Genomic DNA, 17,878 nt, shown 5'->3' on the forward strand with positions numbered 1-17,878 from the left:
CCGGCCCGGCAGTCAGTCGGCGAGCGGGTGCTCACCCACCAGCTGACATCCGCCGCCGACGCTGCCCTTGGCACCGCTGACCACCTCGACGCCAGGCTCAGCCGCCGCCGGGTCGATCACCTCGCCGAGCACCCACGCCGGCAGACCGAGACCAGCACAGACCTCCAGGGCCGTGCCCGCCTGCTCCGCGGGCAGCACGGCGCAGAAGCCCACGCCCATGTTGAGCGTGCGCTCCAGGTCGGTCACGGGCACCGACCCCACCTGGCGGATCACCTCGAAGATCGCCGGTGGTGTCCAGCTGGCGCGGTCGACCCGCGCGAGCGTCCCGGCCGGGAGCACCCGCGCGAGGTTGGCGGCGAGCCCGCCGCCGGTGACGTGCGACAGCGCGTGCACGTCGATGCCCTCGGTGCGGATCAGCTGCAGCAGGTCGGCGGTGTAGACGCGCGTCGGCGTGAGCAGCGCCTCGCCCAGCGTGCTGCCCAGCTCGGGCACGTCGCGGTCCAGCGCCCACCCGGCGCGGTCGAACACCGCACGGGCCAGCGAGTATCCGTTGGAGTGCAGGCCCGAGGCCGCGAGCCCCAGCACCACGTCACCGACCTGCACCCGCTCGGGCAGCAGCAGGTCCGCACGCTCGACGACGCCCGTGGCGGCGCCCGCGACGTCGTACTCGTCCTCGGCGAGCAGCCCCGGGTGCTCGGCCGTCTCGCCGCCGATCAGCGCGACGCCGGCCTGCTCGCAGGCGGCGGCGATGCCGGAGACGATCGCGGCGACCCGCTCGGGCACGACCTTGCCGGTGGCGATGTAGTCGGTCATGAACAGCGGCTCGGCGCCGCAGCAGACGATGTCGTCGACGACCATGCCGACCAGGTCGAAACCGATCGTGTCGTGCCGGTCCATCGCCTGGGCGATGGCGACCTTGGTGCCGACGCCGTCGGTCGAGGTGGCCAGCACCGGGCTGCGCATCCCGGCCAGCAGCGAGGCGTCGAACAGCCCGGCGAACCCGCCGAGCCCGCCCATGACCTCGGGGCGCTGCGCCCGGCGGACGGACGCCTTCATCAGCTCGACGGCCTTGTCGCCGGCTTCGACGTCGACGCCCGCGGCGGAGTACGTCATCGGGGAGTCGCTCATCGGGCCTCGCTGTTCGGGGGTGGTCACGGGCGCAGGAGGGCGTTCTCGGCGCCGCCGGCGACGCCCAGCGACACGCCCTCGGCGTCGGGGCGGCGCGGGACCTCGTCCTCGGGACGGTGCCGGATCGAACGGTCGTGGCCGGTGCGGACCTCGACGGGCAGGGTCTCCAGCACGTGCTTGCCGAGGGAGTCCTCGTCGGGCAGACCGATCGGGTAGACGCCGTCGAAGCAGGCCGTGCACAGCTGGCTGGGCGGCTGCTCGGTCGCGGCGACCATCCCCTCCTGGGAGATGTAGCCCAACGAGTCGGCCCCGATCGACGCCCGAATGCCTTCGGTGTCAAGGCCGTTCGCGATCAGCTCGGCGCGGGTGGCGAAGTCGATGCCGTAGAAGCAGGGCCAGGTCACCGGCGGCGCCGAGATGCGCACGTGGACCTCCTTGGCGCCGGCCTCGCGCAGCATGCGCACCTGGGCGCGCTGGGTGTTGCCGCGCACGATCGTGTCGTCGACGACCACGAGCCGCTTGCCGCGGATGGTGTGCTCGAGCGGGTTCAGCTTGAGCCGGATGCCCAGCTGGCGCAAGGTCTGGCTGGGCTGGATGAAGGTGCGCCCGACGTAGGCGTTCTTGACGAAGCCCTGGCCGAACGGGATGCCGCTCTCCTGGGCGTAACCGGTGGCGGCCGGCACGCCCGACTCGGGCACGCCGATCACCAGGTCGGCGTCGACCGGGTGCTCGCGCGCCAGCCGGCGACCCATGTCGACCCGGGCCTCCTGGACCACCCGGCCACGGATCACGGCGTCGGGCCGGGCGAGGTAGACGTACTCGAACACGCAGCCCTTGGGCCGCGGCTCGGCGAAGCGGTGGCTGCGCAGGCCGTCCTGGTCGATGGCGATGAGCTCGCCGGGCTCGACCTCGCGCACGACGCTCGCGCCGATGGTCTGCAGCGCGGCCGTCTCGGACGCGACGACCCAGCCGTTCTCGAGCCGGCCCAGCGCCAGCGGGCGCACGCCCTGGGGGTCGCGGGCGGCGTACAGCGTGTGCTCGTCCATGAACACGAAGCAGAAGGCGCCCTTGAGCAGCGGCAGCACCTCGCGCGCGGCGTTCTCGAGGCTGCGGTCGGGGTCGGCGGCGAGCAGCGCGGTGACCAGGGCGGTGTCGCTGGTGCTGCCGCGGCCGAGCTCGCCGGAGTAGCGGCCGTTGGTGCGCTGGTCGACGAGGTCGCGCAGCTCGACGGTGTTGACCAGGTTGCCGTTGTGCGCCAGCGCGACCGTGCCGCCGTCGTGGCCACCGAGCGTCGGCTGGGCGTTCTCCCAGGTGCTGCCGCCGGTGGTCGAGTAGCGCGTGTGCCCGATCGCGAGGTGCCCGCGCAGCGAGCCCAGGCTCGACTCGTCGAACACCTGGCTGACCAGCCCCATGTCCTTGTAGACCAGGATGCTGCGCCCGTCGCTGGTCGCGATGCCAGCGGATTCTTGACCCCGGTGCTGCAGGGCGTAGAGCCCGAAGTAGGTGAGCTTCGCCACCTCTTCACCGGGGGCCCAGACCCCGAAGACCCCGCAGGCGTCCTGCGGGGACTTCTCGCCGGGCATGAGGTCGTGCGAGAGACGTCCGTCACCAGCCACGGGTCCAGTGTCCCACGTCGGGAGGGATGGTCGAGCCCAGGTGGTGGGGCAGTGCGGGGGGGCGGCTGGGGCACGGGCCGCTGGGGCACGGGCCGCTGGGGCACGGGCCGCTGAAACGCGGTTAGAGCGCTTTGACCGGGTTGCAGCAGAGTCAGGGCGCTATAACCGCGTTTCAGCGCGTACGTCAGCGGCGGCGGGAGCGCTTGTCGAGCGCGAGCGCGATCGCCGTGGCGATCATGACGCCGATGGCCCCGAACAGCACGGCGAACAGACCCATGGCGGTGGCGTCGGAGTAGCTGCCGGACTCGCCGCGCTGGCCGACGTACAGCCCGAGCAGCACGCCGATCAGCCCGCCGATGATCATGAACTGCGGGAAGTTGGGCGCGCGCCGCACCGGTCGACGGTTCGTCGGCGGCGGCTGCTCACGGTCTGACACGACGACAACGGTAAGTGGTGCCCGGTATCGCGCCACGCCTAGGGTTCGAGGCATGAAATGGCTCGTTCTGCTGCTGGTCCTGCTGGTGCTGTTCGGTGTGGCGTGGTGGTACGTCCGCGACCCGCGCAAGGGTGCCGGAGGCACGGTAGGGATCCAGGGTGTCGACCGGAAGGGTCGCGTCGAGGCTGCCGCTCCGGAGTCGGAGGCGCCGGCCGGTGAGGTCGAGGCCGGGGAGCCGGCTGCCGCGGGCACCGCTCAGAAGGGCACGTCCGCGGCGGCCGACGAGGCGAAGACGACCGAGACGGTCGAGTCGAAGCCGGCCGACCAGACCGCGGGTGCGAAGGCTGCCGAGGCGAAGGCCGACGCGGCGAAGACCGACGCGGCTGAGCCGGCCGAGGGGCCGTCGGGCGGCAAGGCGGCGGCTGCCGCGGCTGGTGCCGGTGCGGCCGGTGCAGGTGCGGCTGCGGTCGCGGGCGCCTCGGAGGGTGAGCCCACGCCGGCGAAGACCGACGAGCCGCAGGAGGCTGCGGCCGGCACCGCTGACGACTGGGACGCAGCGCCGCCCGCCCTCGACGACAACAAGACCGCCGAGGCCAAGAGCGAGCCCAAGGGCGAACCCGCCCCCGCCGCTGGCGGCGACGACTGGGACGCCGCGCCGCCAGCGCTGGACGACAACAAGGCCGGCGAGACCAAGACCGAGCCGGCCACCGAGGCACGTCCGACTGAGACGGACACGACGGAAGCCCCGGCCGCAGCACCAGCCGCTGGCGGGGACGACTGGGACGCTCCCCCGCCCGCCCTCGACGACAACAAGACCGCCGACAACAAGACCGCCGAGCCCAAGGGCGAGCCCGCCCCCGCGGCTGGCGGCGACGACTGGGACGCCGCGCCGCCCGCGCTGGACGACAACAAGGCCGGCGAGACCAAGAGCGAGCCGGCCACCGAGGCACGTCCGACTGAGACGGACAGCACCGAGGCCGGGGCCGACACGGGCACCGAGACCGCGCGTCCGACTGAGACGGACACGGCGGCTCCCGCCGCGGCACCGGCAGCGTCCGGGGGCGACGACTGGGGCACCCCGCCCCCACCGCTGGACGACAGCACCCCCGCCAGCACCACGACCGAGCCGGCCGCCGAGGCGCGTCCGAATCAGACGGACACGACCGACGCTGGCGCAGCTCCGGCAGAGCAGACCGAGCGTCCGACTGGTTCGGACACCGGCGACGCTGAGGCCACCAGCACCAAGGCCGACACCGCGGCCGAGCGTCCGACTCAGACGGACACGGCGGCGGCTCCCGCCGCGGCACCGGCAGCGTCCGGGGGCGACGACTGGGGCACCCCGCCCCCGCCGCTGGACGACAGCACCCCCGCCGGCACCACGACCGAGGCGCGTCCGACTGAGACGGACACCTCCGCCGAGGCGGGTGCTGCCACCGAGCCCGCGCGTCCGACTGAGTCGGACAGCAGCGTCGGGGCGGCCACGGCAGGTGCCGAGGGCGCGCGTCCGGCTGAGACGGACACCGGCGCCGAGGCGGCTGCTGGCACCGAGACCCCGCGTCCGACGGATTCGGACAGGACGGCCGAGGCCACCGAGCCCACCGGGGTCGCGCGGGACGAGGCACCCGCAGCGCCCGCGGCCCCGGCGGCGAAGGGCGGCGACGACTGGTCCACGCCGCCGCTCCCGCTGGACGAGGCCGACGCGCAGCCCGCAGCTGGGTCGTCGCCCGCGGCTGAGTCCGACGCAGCTCCGACGACGGACCGGCAGAACACCGCCGGGACGGCCGAATCGGGCGCCTCCGAGACCGTTGTGCCGGTCGGCCGTCAGGACGACGCCACGCCGGAGTCCGCCTCGGCGCCGGCCGCCGCGCCCGCCGCCGCACCCGCCGCCGCGCCGGAGGGCTTCACCGAGGGCCCGTTCGACGGGTCGGTGCTGCCTGCCGACGACGGCTCGGGACCCGAGGGCTGGATCAAGGGCAACGCCGACTCGATGGTGTTCCACGGCCCCGACTCCCCGGGTTACGAGGCCACCGAGGCCGAGGTCTGGTTCGCCAGCGAGGACGCGGCCAGGGGCGCGGGCTTCCAGCACTGGGACGCCGGCCGCCGCTGACCACCCCGCGCGGCCGACTGACCGGCCGCAGCAGCCACAGCCAGCAGGCCCCCTGACCCACCCGGGTCAGGGGGTCTGCGGCGTCCCGCTCAGTTGGGCCGACGCGCGGGTGACCTGCCCAGACCCGCTCAGCGCACCCCGAGGCGCACCCGGCAGAACCTGCCGCGACGCTCAGCGCCAGCGGGGCAGCACCTCGGAGGCCACGCGCTCGAGCACGCCCTCGTCACCGGCGTACGGCTCGCTCGGCCGCGGCCAGTGCGCCACGAGGTCGGTGAAGCCGAGCTCGGCCGCGCGCCCGACGTGGTCCTCGAAGCGGTCGACGCTGCCGAGGGCGTACGAAGCGATGTCGAGGTTGAGGTAGCGGCCGAAGCCGGCGGGGTCGCGCCCGGCGGCGGCGAGCGCTGCGTCCATCCGCTGGCCGAGGTCGCGCAGGCTCGCCCACCACTCGTCCTCGGTGTCGCCCTTGCGGCCGTACGTCATCCAGCCCTCGCCCTTGCTCGCCGCGAGGCGCAGGCCGCGAGGCCCGTTGGCGGCGACGACGAGCGGCACCCGCTCGCCGACCGGCCCGGGCAGGGTGCGCGCGTCGACGGCCGAGAAGTAGTCGCCGCCGGCGAAGACGTGGTCCTCGCGGCGCATCCGGTCGAACAGGTCGACCCACTCGACGAAGCGGTCCATCCGCTCGCGCATCGTGAGGTCGGGGCCGCCGAGCAGCCGCGCATCGAGGTCGCCGCCGGAGCCGACCCCGCAGACGAACCGGCCGCCGGAGACGTCGTCGAGCGACAGCACGTCCCGCATGAAGGTGACCGGGTGGCGGAAGTTCGGCGAGGTCACGAACGTACCGAGTCCGATGCGCGAGGTGATCAGCGCCGCGGCGGTCAGCGTCGGGGTGGTGCCGAACCACGGCGAGTCGGGCAGCCCCGCCCACACGAGGTGGTCGTAGGTCCAGGCGTGGTCGAAGCCCAGCTCCTCGGCCCGGCGCCACAGCGGCGCGGCCTCGGCCCAGGGCATCTCGGGCAGGATCGCGATGCCGAAACGCATGCTGGCGACCCTAGGCCGAGCCGTCGGCGAGCGGCACCAGCGGCAGGTGGCGGCTGAGGTCGGCCCGTTGCCCGGAAGCACGCACGGCGCCGCTGTCCTCGGCGTCGACCCAGCGCGTCGCGCCCGTGGCGAGGCGCAGCCAGACCTGGGCGTCCATCTCGACGACGTTGGTCGGGGTGCCGCGGGTGTGGCGCGGTCCCTCGATCACCTGGACGGCGGCGTACGGCGGGACGCGCACCTCGACCGAGCGCCCCGGCGCGAGCAGCGACAGCTCCTCCAGCGTGTAGCGCACCGCGGTCGCGACCGTGCTCCGGTCGGCGGCGTCGGGATCGGCGTGCCAGGCCACGACGGCCTCGCGTCCGGCGACGGGATCGATGCGGCGGCGCGGTGGCATGCCGCCATCATCGCTCCCGCGCGGTCCGGGCGCAGCGGCGACCGGGCGCGGCCAGGGTCGGTCGCGGCGAAGGCTGCGCCGTGCGGCGCGCTACCGTCGCGGCGTGCCGGACTCCACCAACCTCGAGGTGCGCTGGGACGAGCGCGGCGGGGCGACCGTGGTGCGCGACGGGCATCCGCAGTCGTACGTCGCGCCGGACGACCCGGAGCTGCTGGTCTTCGAGTACGTGCAGCACCTTGCGATCGGGCTGGATCTGTTGCCAGCGGGGCGGATCGGCGTCACCCACGTCGGCGGCGCGGGGCTGACCCTGGCGCGCTACGTCCAGCACGTGCGGCCGGGCTCGGCCCAGATCGTGCTGGAGCCGGACGAAGCCCTGACCGAGCTCGTACGCCGGGAGCTGCCTCTCCCGCGCGGTCACCGGATCCGGGTGCGGCCCGTCGACGGCGCGACCGGGCTGGGCGCGCTGAAGGACGCGAGCGCCGACGCCGTGGTCGTGGACGCCTACGACCGGGGCCGGGTGCCCGCCGACCTCACCCACTCCGGCACCGCGGCGGCCTACGCGCGGGTGCTGCGGCCGGCCGGGCTGCTCCTGCTGAATCTCGCCGACGAGCCGGGCCTGCGCTACGTGCGTCGGGTGATCGCCACGCTGCCGGAGGTGCTGCCGCACATGGCGCTGGTCGCGACGCACGAGGTTCTCAAGGGAAAGCGGTTCGGGAATCTCGTTGTGCTGGCGTCGGATTCGCCGTTGGACGAAAACTCTTTGCGACGTCGCGCTGCTGCCGCCGACTTCCCGACCGGGGTGCGCGGGCTGGCCGAGACGCGGCGGCTCGCACAGGGCGCCACGCCGCTGACGGCACCCGGCGAGGAGTCACCCCAGCCACCGGACGCGGGTCGCTGGCGGCTGCGCTGACCCGGGGTCGACGGCGAGACGCAGCAGGGTCGGAAGCCCAGCCCGGCCCAGAAGGCACCCGGGTCGTCGAGCAGCCCGACGCTCGTCAGCCACACGGTCAGCGCCATGCCGTGGGTGCCGAGCACGAGCACGCCGTCCGGCCCGGCCGCCGCGAGCCCGTCGTCCACGGCGGCCTGCAGGCGCGCGGCGACCGCGGCGCGCGGCTCCCATCCCGGGTGGTCCGCGCCGTCGACGTACGCCCGACGCCGCTCCCGGAACCCCCGGCCGAACGGCTCGTCCCGGTCGACCTCGCGCAGCCGCGCGTCGCGGGCGCAGGTGCGGCCGGCGTACGTCTCGAGGGTCTGCCAGGCCTTCGGCTCGGGGCTCGCGAGCAGCGTCGCGCCGGGCGGCGGCAGGGGGCGCAGTGCCGCGGCGGCGGCCAGGCCGTCGGCGGAGAGGGGCCAGTCGCTCGACGGCACGTCGGGGTCGACCGAGGGCATCGCGTGCCGGAGCCACCAGATCTCCACGCGCCGATCCTGTCGCAGCAGGCGGATCGGCGGGTCAGGATGGGGGCATGAGCTCCGACCCGCTCCGCGACCTGCTCGCCGACCGGCACCTCGCCGTGCTCGCGACGATCCGCCGTGACGGGCGACCGCAGCTGTCGACGGTCGTCTACGTCTACGACCGCGACCGTGACCTCGTGCAGGTCTCGATCACGGACGACCGCGCCAAGACCAAGAACCTGCGGCGCGACCCGCGCGCGACGCTGCACGTGAGCGGCGCCGACGGCTGGACGTACGTCGTCGCCGAGTGCCGCGCCGAGGTCGGCCCGGTCGCGACCGAGCCCGACGACGAGGCCGTCGAGGAGCTGGTGGACATCTATCGCCGGGCAAGCGGCGAGCATCCGGACTGGGCGGACTACCGCCGCGCGATGGTGGCCGAGCGGCGCGTGCCGCTGCGGCTGTTCGTCGAGCGGCTGCTGGGCACCGCCGGCTAGGCCCGGCTGCCGGAGGACACGCGTCGATGAAGCTGACCAGCGCCGTCATCACCTCACCCCCTTGAGCGGAAGGCTAGGAGCGAGCACCGACAGCGGCTCGGTAACCTGGAGGCTCACCGCCGCCCGCCCCGTGGAGACCCCAGAGATGGCATCGCCGCACGACCTCGTGCTGACCACGTTCGAGGGCGGCGCCGCGCTCTCCGACTTCCGCGCCGCGGGCCTGCTGGCCCGCATCACCGCCGTCGCCCCGCAGGTGACCGGCCTGAGCGCGCGGTACGTCCACCTCGTCGCGACCGAGCAGCCGCTCGACGACGACGCGCGCGGACGGGTGGAGCAGCTGCTGACGTACGGGCCGCCGGCGGTCGAGTCCGGGGGCGCGGGTCTCGACTCGGCGGGCTCCGCGGCCGACGCGGTCGAGGTGGTCGTCGTGGGGCCGCGGCTGGGCACGGTCTCGCCGTGGGCGTCCAAGGCCACCGACATCCTGCGCAACTGCGGGGTCGAGCTGCGCCGGGTCGAGCGGGTCGTCGAGCATGCCCTCACGCACCCGGCCGGGCAGCCGCTCAGCCCCGATCAGCACGCCGCGGTCGTGTCGCTGCTGCACGACCGGATGACCGAGTCGGTGCTGGCCTCGCGCGACGACGCGCGCCACCTGTTCGACGAGCGCGACCCCGAGCCGATGGAGCACGTCGATGTGCTCGCGCGCGGCCGGGCTGCGCTCGAACAGGCCGACCGCGCATACGGATTGGCGCTCTCGGACGACGAGATCGACTACCTCGTCCAGGCGTTCACCGGGCTCGGCCGCAACCCGACCGACGTCGAGCTGATGATGTTCGCCCAGGCGAACTCCGAGCACTGCCGGCACAAGATCTTCAACGCCGACTTCGTGCTCGACGGCGAGCCGCAGACGGCGAGCCTGTTCGGGATGATCCAGCACACCGAGAAGGTCGCCGGTCAGGGCACGGTCGTCGCCTACAAGGACAACGCCTCGATCATGGAGGGCGGCACGATCACCCGGTTCGCGCCCGAATCGCCTGACGGGCCAACGCGATACGCCCCGCGCGAGACTCCGGCGCACGTGCTGATGAAGGTCGAGACGCACAACCACCCGACCGCGATCAGCCCCTTCCCCGGCGCCGCGACGGGCGCCGGCGGCGAGATCCGCGACGAGGGCGCGACCGGTCGTGGCTCGCAGCCCAAGGCCGGACTCACCGGCTTCGCCGTGTCCAACCTGCACCTGCCCGGCACCGACGAGCCGTGGGAGCGGGAGACGTACGGCCGGCCCGACCACATCGCCGCCCCGCTCGACATCATGGTCGAGGGGCCGATCGGCGCCGCCGCGTTCAACAACGAGTTCGGCCGCCCGGGCCTCGGCGGGTTCTTCCGCGTCTACGAGCAGACCGTCGACGGCGTGCGCCGCGGCTTCCACAAGCCGATCATGAGCGCCGGCGGGCTCGGCTCGATCGACGCCGACCAGACCGAGAAGGTCCGGTTCCCCGACGGCACGCTGCTCGTCCAGCTCGGCGGCCCGGGCATGCGCATCGGCATGGGTGGCGGCGCCGCCTCGTCGATGGCCTCCGGCGCCAACGCGGCCGACCTCGACTTCGACTCGGTGCAGCGCGGCAACCCCGAGATCGAGCGGCGCGCGCAGGAGGTCATCAACCACTGCTGGGGCCTCGGCGCCGACAACCCCATCCTCGCGATCCACGACGTCGGCGCGGGCGGCCTGTCCAACGCCTTCCCCGAGCTGGTCGACGACGCCGGCCTCGGCGCGCGTTTCGACCTGTCGGCGGTGCCGCTGGAGGAGACCGGGCTCGCGCCGAAGGAGATCTGGTGCAACGAGAGCCAGGAGCGTTACGTCCTGGCGATCGCGCCGGAGTCGCTCGACCGGTTCGCCGCGCTCGCCCGGCGCGAGCGCTGCCCCTACGCCGTCGTCGGCGTCGCGCGCGGCGACGGGCGGCTGCTGCTCGACGAGGCGGGTCTCGACTCGCCCTCCGCCGGCGCTCCGGCCTCCTCGACCAGCGTGGACGCCGCGGTCGACATGCCGATGGAGGTGCTGCTCGGCAAGCCGCCGCGGATGACGCGCGACGACCAGCACGTACGCCGGTCGACCCCCGATCTCGACACGTCGGCTCTCGACGTGCGGGCTGCCGCCCTGGACGTGCTGCGCCACCCGACCGTGGCGTCGAAGCGATTCCTGGTCACCATCGCCGACCGCACGGTCGGCGGCCTGACCCACCGCGACCAGATGGTCGGGCCGTGGCAGGTGCCGGTGGCCGACGTCGCGGTCACCCTCTCCGACCTGCACGGACTCGCCGGGCAGGCGATGGCGACCGGCGAGCGGATGCCGCTGGCGGCGGTCGACGCCCCCGCCTCGGGCCGGATGGCGGTCGCCGAGGCGATCACCAACCTGCTGGCCGCGCCGATCGACCTGCCGCGCGTGAAGCTGTCGTGCAACTGGATGGCCGCGGCCGGGGAGCCGGGTGAGGACGCCGCGCTCTACGACACGGTGCAGGCGGTCGCGATGGAGCTGTGCCCGGCGCTCGGCGTGAGCGTGCCCGTCGGCAAGGACTCGCTGTCGATGCGCACCCGCTGGGGCTCGGGCGACCAGCAGCGACAGGTGATCTCGCCGGTCTCGCTCGTGGTCACGGCGTTCGCGTCGCTGCCCGACGTGACCGGCACGCTCACGCCGCAGCTGCGCGGCGACAGCGCCCTGGTGCTGGTCGACCTCGGCGCCGGGGCCGACCGGCTGGGCGGCTCGGTGCTCGCCCAGACGCGGGAGGAGTTCGGCGGGGCCGTGCCCGACCTCGCCGACCCCGCGCGCCTCGTCGCCCTGGTCGACGCCGTCAACACCCTGCGCGACCAGGGCCTGGTCACCGCCTTCCACGACCGCTCCGACGGTGGGCTGTGGGCCGCGGCGTGCGAGATGGCGTTCGCCGGCGGCGCCGGCCTCGATCTCGAGACGCCCACTCCCGCAAGCCTTTTCGCCGAGGAGCTGGGGGTGCTGCTCGAGGTCCCGCGAGAGCGTCTCGACGCCGCGACGGCAGTCCTCGCCGACGCCGGGCTCGGCGACCTCACGCGCGTGGTCGGCAGTCCCAACGAGGACCGTCGCATCCGGGTCTCGGTCGACGGCGAGCAGGTGGTCGACGAGGCGCTGCCCGACCTCATGCAGGTCTGGGACGAGGTGTCGTGGCGGATCAGCCGGCTGCGCGACAACCCCGCGACCGCCGACGAGGAGCACGCCTCGGTGGGCGCCGAGGCGCCGGCCCTGGTCGTCTCCCCCACGTTCGACCCCACCGACGACGTCGCCGCTCCGTTCCTCAACCTCGGCGCCCGCCCGCGGGTCGCCGTGCTGCGCGAGCAGGGCGTCAACTCCCACGTCGAGACGGCGTACGCCTTCCACCGGGCCGGTTTCGACGCGTTCGACGTGCACATGACCGACCTGCAGTCGGGGCGCACCCGGCTCGACGACTTCGCCGGGCTCGTCGCGGCCGGCGGCTTCTCCTACGGCGACACCCTGGGCGCCGGCGAGGGCTGGGCCCGGTCGGTGCTGTTCGACGACCGACTCACCGACCAGTTCGCCGAGTTCTTCGCTCGCCCAGGCACGTTCGGGCTCGGCATCTGCAACGGCTGCCAGATGTTCGCGGCGCTGGCCGACCTCATCCCGGGGGCCGACGCGTGGCCGCGGTTCACCCGCAACACCTCGGAGCAGTACGAAGCTCGCCTGTCCCTCGTCGAGGTGCTGGACAGCCCGTCGCTGTTCACCAGCGGCATGGCCGACAGCCTGCTGCCGATCGCGGTCGCGCACGGCGAGGGGTTCGCCGACTTCTCGCGGCGGGGCGACCTCGCGACGGTGCAGCGCGTCGCGCGGTTCGTCACGCCCGACGGCCAGGTCGCGACCACCTACCCCGCCAACCCCAACGGCTCCCCCGAAGGGCTCACCGCCGTCACGACCCCCGACGGCCGGTTCACCGCGATGATGCCGCACCCCGAGCGGGTGCAGCGCAACGCGCAGCTGTCGTGGACCGACGCGCCGATCGGCGACGAGAGCCCGTGGCTGCGGATGTTCCGCAACGCGCGCGCCTTCGTCGGCTGACCGGGGCGCCCCGGAGTGGGGCCTGAGCGTCAGGCCTGTGGGTGGTGCCCGACATCGGCGCGGCGCGCGATCGTGGCCTGCGCGCGGTGCACCGCGCCGACCGGCACCGTCGGGACGATGTCCTCCAGGAAGCCGTAGCGGCGGCGGACGGCCAGGTCGTACGACGTGCGCCCCTCTCCGTCGCGCACCCGGTGCCACCAGTCGGCGATGTCGCCCCAGCCGGGCGCCGCGAGCGACCCGCCGAACTGTTGCACCGCGAGCCCGGCGCACAGCGCGGCGAACGCGACCCGGTCGGGCAGCCGCCACCCGGCGAGCGTCCCGGTCGCGAGCGCCGCCCCGAACACGTCGCCGCTGCCGGTGGCGTCGAGCGCCGACACCCGCAGCGACGGCACGCTGACCTCCTCGCCCGTGGCGGAGTCGATCGCGAGCGCACCGTGCGGACCGTTGGTGACGACGGCGAGCGGCACCCGGTCGGCGAGGGCGTACAGCGCGTCCTGCGGGGTGTCGGTCCTGGTGTACGCCATCGCCTCGTCGGCGTTGGGCAGGAACGCGTAGCACAGCTCGAGCGGCTCGATCATCTCGCGCGACCACGCGCCGGTGGAGTCCCAGCCGAGGTCGGCGAAGATGAGCGACCCCTCGTCGCGCGCGCCGCGCAGCCACTCGAGGCCGGCCGGGTCGCGCACCTCGGGGCTGCCGAGGTCGGCGATCACCGCGCGGGCCGCGGGCGGCGGCGGCACCGGGTCGTCGGCGTAGCCCGGCGGGCGGTGGGCGTGGGTGACCATGCTGCGGTCGCCGGAGTAGGCGTACGACACGGTGAGCGGTGAGTGCCACTGGCCGTAGCGGCGCGAGCTGGCCAGCCGCACCCCCTCCTCGCCGAGGGTCTCCCAGCAGAAGTCGCCGTAGTAGTCCTCGGCGAACGCGGCGCTCAGCGCGGTGCGCAGGCCGAGTCGGCTGGTCGCGACCGCGAGGTTGGCGATGCCGCCGGGGCAGGAGCCCATGCCGCTGGCCATGACCTCGGTGCCGTCGGTCGGCCGGGAGTCGAGCCCGGTGAAGATGATGTCGAGGAAGACGGTGCCCCACAGGGCGACGTCGACCCGCTCGTCGCCCGGGTCGCGGATCCCGCGCAGCGGGTCGTAGGCCGGCTCCTCCACCTGACGCTCCTTCGCTCGATGTTCCCCCATCCTCGCCTGCGAGACTGCAGAGGCAAAGTGGACACATCGCGAGCGAGGGACCCATGCGGCTGACGATCCTCGGGGGCGGCGGATTCCGCACTCCCCTGGTCTATTCGGCGCTCCTGGACGACCAGCACGAGCAGCGCGTCACCGAGGTGGTGCTGCACGACACCTCCGCCGCGCGGCTGTCGGCGATCGAGGCCGTGCTGCGCCAGCAGCGTTCTGCCGCAGGCGGTTTCGGCCCGGCCGTACGCACGTCGACCGTCCTCGAAGAGGCGCTCGCCGGGGCGGACTTCGTGTTCTGCGCGATGCGGGTGGGCGGGCTGCAGGGGCGCGTCGCCGACGAGCGGGTCGCGCTGGACCGGGGCCTGCTCGGCCAGGAGACGATCGGGGCGGGCGGCATCTCCTACGGCCTGCGCACGGTTCCGGTGGCCGTCGACGTGGCCGAGGCGGTGGCGCGGGTCGCGCCCGGCGCGTGGGTCATCAACTTCACGAACCCGGCCGGCCTGGTCACCGAGGCGATGCAGGGCGTGCTCGGCGAGCGCGTCGTGGGCATCTGCGACTCCCCGCTCGGGCTGGCCCGCCGCGTCGCGCGTGCGCTGGACGTGCCGCTCGACGTGGGCACCCTCGACTACGCCGGGCTGAACCATCTCGGCTGGCTGCGCGGACCCGGGGCCGAGCAGCTGCTCGCCGACCCCGCGAGGCTCGAGTCCTTCGAGGAGGGAAGGCTTTTCGGCGCCGACTGGCTGCAGCAGCTGGGGGCGATCCCGAACGAGTACCTGCACTACTTCTACTTCACCCGCGACGCGGTGGCGGGCATCCTCGCGGAGCCACGGACGCGAGGCGAGTTCCTCGTCGGTCAGCAGGACGACTTCTACGCCGACGTGGCCCGCGAGCCCGCCGCGGCCCTGACCACATGGCGGGCGGTGCGGGCGGCGCGCGACGCGACGTACATGAAGGAGTCGCGGGCCGATGGCGAGGAGCGCGACGAGCAGGACGTCGCCGGCGGTGGCTACGAGGGGGTCGCCCTGGCGCTGATGGCCGCGATCGCCCGCGGCGAGCAGACCGCGCTGATCCTCAACGTCCGCAACGGATCCACCCTGCCCGGCCTGCCCGCAGAGGCCGTGGTCGAGGTGCCGTGCCGGGTCGACGGCCGCGGCCCCGCGCCGCTGCCGGTGTCACCGCTGACCGGTCACGCGGCCGGCCTCGTGCAGCAGGTCAAGGAGGTCGAGCAGCGCACCATCCGGGCGGCGCTCGAGGGCGACCCCGACCTCGCCCGCAGCGCGTTCGCGCTGCACCCGCTCGTCGACTCGGTGACGGTCGCGGGAGAGCTGCTGCAGGCGTACCGCGGGCGGATTCCTAGCCTGGAAAGGGTTTTTCGTCGCTGACGATCGCTGCCAACGTCCACACTTCACTGGCCAGGTAGCGACGGCCCCGTCCCGTCGGAGGACCACGGCGCCCACAACCCCAGCCACGCCAGACCCAGCGCAAGGCCCACCAGAGGCACGGCCCAGCGAGCAGTCCTGTGGCTGCGCAGCACGGTGAACGAGAAGACCAGGCCGAGCACCCGCCGAACGGAATCAGGAACCCTGCCACGACAACGGCCAGCGTGCACGCCAGCACGAGCCAGCGCGCACCTGCGGACCGGCGAGGGCGGGATGCTGCTTGCACCATCGCGTCGTCCCCCTTGTCGGTGCTTCGGAAGAACTACTTACTCCCCCACCTGCGTGAGGGACCGGGGTCAGCCGAAGCGCTGGCCGGTGAGGCGCTCGTAGACCTCGACGTACTTCGCGCGGGTGCGCTCGATGACCTCGTCGGGCAGGGCGGGGGGCTCCTCGCCGGAGTCCTTGCTCCAGCCGCTCGCGGGCGAGGTGAGCCAGTCGCGCACGAACTGCTTGTCGTAGGACGGCTGGGCGCGACCCGGCTCCCACTCGTCGGCCGGCCAGAAGCGGGACGAGTCGGGGGTCAGCACCTCGTCGGCCAGCACCAGCTCGCCGTCGGGGCGCACGCCGAACTCGACCTTGGTGTCGGCGATGATCACGCCGCGGTCGACGGCGATCTCGTTGCCACGGGCCAGGATTCGCCGGGTGAGATCGTCGAGCTGAGCGGCGCGCTCGGCGCCCACCATGTCGACCACCGTCGAGAACGGGATCGGCTCGTCGTGCTCGCCCATCGGGGCCTTGGTGGAGGGGGTGAAGACGGGGTCCGCGAGACGTGAGCCGTCGACCAGTCCGTCCGGCAGACGTACGCCCGAGACCTCGCCCGTGCGCCGGTAGTCGGCCAGTCCGCTACCGGTGAGGTAGGCGCGGGCGACGCACTCGACCGGCACCATGTCGAGCCGCTCGACCAGCACCGCGCGGCCCGCGACCTGCGGCGGGACGTCGGTCGAGACCACGTGGTGCGGCAGCAGGTCGGCCAGTCGCTCGAACCACCACAGGGACAGCTGCGTCAGCACCGCACCCTTGTCGGGGATCTCGCTGCGCAGCACGAAGTCGAACGCCGAGATGCGGTCGCTCGCGACGAGCAGCAGCTGGTCGTCGCGCGGCTGGCCCGCCGCGTCGAGCGGGGCGTAGAGGTCGCGCACCTTGCCGGAGTAGGCGTGCGCGAACCCGGGCAGCTCGGGGGCAGCGGTGGTGGGGTCGTTGCTCATCGGGAACCTTCCGGGGACGGCACGGCGACAGCGCCCCGCTCGGCGGCGAGACCGATGTCGGTGCGGTGGTGCGAGCCGGGCAGATCGACGAGATCGACTGCGGCGTAAGCCTTTTCGCGTGCCTCGGCCAGGTCGGAGCCGAGCGCGACGACCGACAGCACCCGGCCCCCGGCCGACTGCAGCGTGCCGTCGTCGCCGATCGCGGTGCCCGCGTGCAGCACGTAGGCGGCGTCGTCGTCGATCTGGTCGAGCCCGCTGATCGGGTCGCCGGTGCGCGGCTGCGCGGGATAGCCGTCGGAGGCGATCACCACGGTCACCGCCGTCTCGGGCCGCCACGCGAGAGGCTCCAGCTGGTCGAGGCGCTCGCGGGCCGCGGCCTGCAGCAGGGCGCCGAGCGGGGTGCGCAGGCGCGCCAGCACCACCTGGGTCTCGGGGTCGCCGAAGCGGGCGTTGAACTCCACGACCCGGGGGCCGCGCGAGGTCAGGGCGAGGCCGACGTACAGGACGCCGGAGAAGGGGGTGCCGCGGCGGCGCATGACGTCGACGGTCGGCTGCGCGATGCGCTCGACGACCTCGTTGGTGAGCGACTCGGGAGCCCAAGTGAGCGGCGAATACGCCCCCATGCCACCGGTGTTGGGTCCCTGGTCGTCGTCGCCGACGCGCTTGAAGTCCTGCGCCTGGGCGAGCGGGAGCACGGTGGTGCCGTCGGTGACGCAGAAGATCGAGACCTCGGGGCCGTCGAGGAACTCCTCGACCACCACGGGCGAACCGCCGTCGATGCACGCGCGCCCGTGGGCCAGCGCGGCGTCGAGGTCGTCGGTCACGACGACGCCCTTGCCGGCGGCGAGCCCGTCCTCCTTGACGACGTACGGCGCCCCGGTCGCGTCGAGCGCGTCGCGCAGCTGGGTCTCGTCGTCGCAGACGTACGCCCGCGCGGTCGGCACGTCGGCCTCGGCCATGACCTCCTTGGCGAAGGCCTTGGAGCCCTCGAGCCGGGCGGCGTCGGCGGACGGCCCGAAGCAGTCGATGCCGCGAGCGCGCACGGCGTCGGCCACGCCCGCGACCAGCGGAACTTCGGGCCCGATGACGACCAGGTCGGCGCCGAGCTCCTCGGCCAGGTCGGCCACGCCGTCGCCGTCGGTCAGCCCGCCGGGCAGCGGACGGCAGTCGGCGACGAGCTCGATGCCCGGGTTGCCGGGGGCGGCGAAGACCGCCTCGACGTCGGGGTCGGCGAGCAGGGCGCGGACGAGGGCGTGCTCACGCGCGCCGGATCCCACGACGAGAGGCTTCACGCCCGTCAGGGTAGTGGCCGCCTCCCCACCCCGCCGCCACGGTCCACCGCCGAACCGTGCGCCCCA

The 17,878-nt window shown here is 74.0% G+C and carries 13 protein-coding genes and 1 pseudogene; 5 read left to right on the forward strand and 9 right to left on the reverse strand.

Annotated features, from left to right (window positions below):
• Nucleotides 1-12: 12 nt before the first annotated feature.
• The 3 genes from purM to FB554_RS13155 all read right to left on the reverse strand — a co-directional run bounded on the left by purM (nt 13) and on the right by FB554_RS13155 (nt 3,180).
• The gene (gene purM / locus FB554_RS13145; RefSeq protein WP_142006762.1) at nt 13-1,128 is read right to left on the reverse strand and encodes a phosphoribosylformylglycinamidine cyclo-ligase; all 1,116 of its coding nucleotides are present in this window, start codon (nt 1,126-1,128) and stop codon (nt 13-15) included.
• A 23-nt stretch (nt 1,129-1,151) separates the two neighbouring features.
• Entirely contained in the window at nt 1,152-2,711 is a 1,560-nt protein-coding gene (gene purF / locus FB554_RS13150; protein ID WP_217925258.1) for an amidophosphoribosyltransferase, read from the reverse strand.
• Nucleotides 2,712-2,928: 217 nt separating this feature from the next.
• Nucleotides 2,929-3,180 (reverse strand): hypothetical protein, encoded by a 252-nt coding sequence (locus tag FB554_RS13155; RefSeq protein WP_142006764.1) that lies wholly within the window; start codon nt 3,178-3,180, stop codon nt 2,929-2,931.
• A gap of 52 nt (nt 3,181-3,232) precedes the next feature.
• On the opposite strand from FB554_RS13155, the gene FB554_RS13160 reads away from it, so the two are divergent.
• Complete coding sequence (locus tag FB554_RS13160; protein WP_142006765.1) at nt 3,233-5,287, forward strand: sunset domain-containing protein; 2,055 nt, start codon at nt 3,233-3,235, stop codon at nt 5,285-5,287.
• A gap of 171 nt (nt 5,288-5,458) precedes the next feature.
• On the opposite strand, the gene FB554_RS13165 is transcribed toward FB554_RS13160, so the two are convergent.
• Nucleotides 5,459-6,325: an LLM class flavin-dependent oxidoreductase gene (locus FB554_RS13165; protein ID WP_142006766.1), complete on the reverse strand. Its 867-nt coding sequence runs from the start codon at nt 6,323-6,325 to the stop codon at nt 5,459-5,461.
• A 10-nt stretch (nt 6,326-6,335) separates the two neighbouring features.
• Nucleotides 6,336-6,719, reverse strand: a complete 384-nt coding sequence (locus tag FB554_RS13170) for a sterol carrier family protein (RefSeq protein WP_142006767.1) — start codon at nt 6,717-6,719, stop codon at nt 6,336-6,338.
• Nucleotides 6,720-6,822: 103 nt separating this feature from the next.
• On the opposite strand from FB554_RS13170, the gene FB554_RS13175 reads away from it, so the two are divergent.
• Nucleotides 6,823-7,629: a spermidine synthase gene (locus tag FB554_RS13175; protein ID WP_236022400.1), complete on the forward strand. Its 807-nt coding sequence runs from the start codon at nt 6,823-6,825 to the stop codon at nt 7,627-7,629.
• A 26-nt stretch (nt 7,630-7,655) separates the two neighbouring features.
• Here FB554_RS13175 and FB554_RS17940 read toward each other — a convergent pair.
• A pseudogene (locus tag FB554_RS17940) lies at nt 7,656-8,108 on the reverse strand (histidine phosphatase family protein); the annotation flags it as partial.
• Nucleotides 8,109-8,182: 74 nt separating this feature from the next.
• Between FB554_RS17940 and FB554_RS13185 the strand changes: the two are divergent.
• Together FB554_RS13185 and purL are read left to right on the forward strand one after the other, a co-directional pair.
• The gene (locus FB554_RS13185) at nt 8,183-8,605 is read left to right on the forward strand and encodes a PPOX class F420-dependent oxidoreductase (protein ID WP_142006768.1); all 423 of its coding nucleotides are present in this window, start codon (nt 8,183-8,185) and stop codon (nt 8,603-8,605) included.
• A gap of 145 nt (nt 8,606-8,750) precedes the next feature.
• Nucleotides 8,751-12,698 carry a phosphoribosylformylglycinamidine synthase gene (gene purL / locus FB554_RS13190; RefSeq protein ID WP_142006769.1) on the forward strand — a complete coding sequence of 1,316 codons (3,948 nt, stop codon included), beginning with the start codon at nt 8,751-8,753 and terminating at the stop codon, nt 12,696-12,698.
• Nucleotides 12,699-12,727: 29 nt separating this feature from the next.
• Here the strand turns inward: purL and FB554_RS13195 are convergent, their stop codons facing one another.
• The gene (locus tag FB554_RS13195; RefSeq protein ID WP_236022401.1) at nt 12,728-13,849 is read right to left on the reverse strand and encodes a carbohydrate kinase family protein; all 1,122 of its coding nucleotides are present in this window, start codon (nt 13,847-13,849) and stop codon (nt 12,728-12,730) included.
• 83 nt (nt 13,850-13,932) lie between these two features.
• Between FB554_RS13195 and FB554_RS13200 the strand changes: the two genes are divergently transcribed.
• A complete protein-coding gene (locus FB554_RS13200; protein WP_142006771.1) occupies nt 13,933-15,258 on the forward strand; it encodes a family 4 glycosyl hydrolase in 1,326 nt (441 codons plus the stop codon).
• A 353-nt stretch (nt 15,259-15,611) separates the two neighbouring features.
• On the opposite strand, the gene FB554_RS13205 is transcribed toward FB554_RS13200, so the two are convergent.
• Entirely contained in the window at nt 15,612-16,520 is a 909-nt protein-coding gene (locus tag FB554_RS13205; protein ID WP_142006772.1) for a phosphoribosylaminoimidazolesuccinocarboxamide synthase, read from the reverse strand.
• Nucleotides 16,517-17,812, reverse strand: coding sequence for a phosphoribosylamine--glycine ligase (gene purD / locus FB554_RS13210; RefSeq protein ID WP_142006773.1), 1,296 nt, complete (start codon nt 17,810-17,812; stop codon nt 16,517-16,519). Before purD ends, FB554_RS13205 begins: the two co-directional genes overlap by 4 nt.
• Nucleotides 17,813-17,878: the final 66 nt, after the last annotated feature.

Source organism: Barrientosiimonas humi, from assembly GCF_006716095.1.
GTDB classification, from domain to species: Bacteria; Actinomycetota; Actinomycetes; order Actinomycetales; family Dermatophilaceae; genus Barrientosiimonas; species Barrientosiimonas humi.

Coding starts and splice junctions, on each gene's coding strand:
- purM (WP_142006762.1), bottom strand. CDS start 1,128: ATGAGCGACTCCCCGATGACGTACTCCGCCGCGGGCGTCGACGTCGAA.
- FB554_RS13205 (WP_142006772.1), bottom strand. CDS start 16,520: ATGAGCAACGACCCCACCACCGCTGCCCCCGAGCTGCCCGGGTTCGCG.
- purL (WP_142006769.1), top strand. CDS start 8,751: ATGGCATCGCCGCACGACCTCGTGCTGACCACGTTCGAGGGCGGCGCC.
- purF (WP_217925258.1), bottom strand. CDS start 2,711: ATGCCCGGCGAGAAGTCCCCGCAGGACGCCTGCGGGGTCTTCGGGGTC.
- FB554_RS13165 (WP_142006766.1), bottom strand. CDS start 6,325: ATGCGTTTCGGCATCGCGATCCTGCCCGAGATGCCCTGGGCCGAGGCC.
- FB554_RS13170 (WP_142006767.1), bottom strand. CDS start 6,719: ATGCCACCGCGCCGCCGCATCGATCCCGTCGCCGGACGCGAGGCCGTC.
- FB554_RS13200 (WP_142006771.1), top strand. CDS start 13,933: ATGCGGCTGACGATCCTCGGGGGCGGCGGATTCCGCACTCCCCTGGTC.
- FB554_RS13160 (WP_142006765.1), top strand. CDS start 3,233: ATGAAATGGCTCGTTCTGCTGCTGGTCCTGCTGGTGCTGTTCGGTGTG.
- FB554_RS13185 (WP_142006768.1), top strand. CDS start 8,183: ATGAGCTCCGACCCGCTCCGCGACCTGCTCGCCGACCGGCACCTCGCC.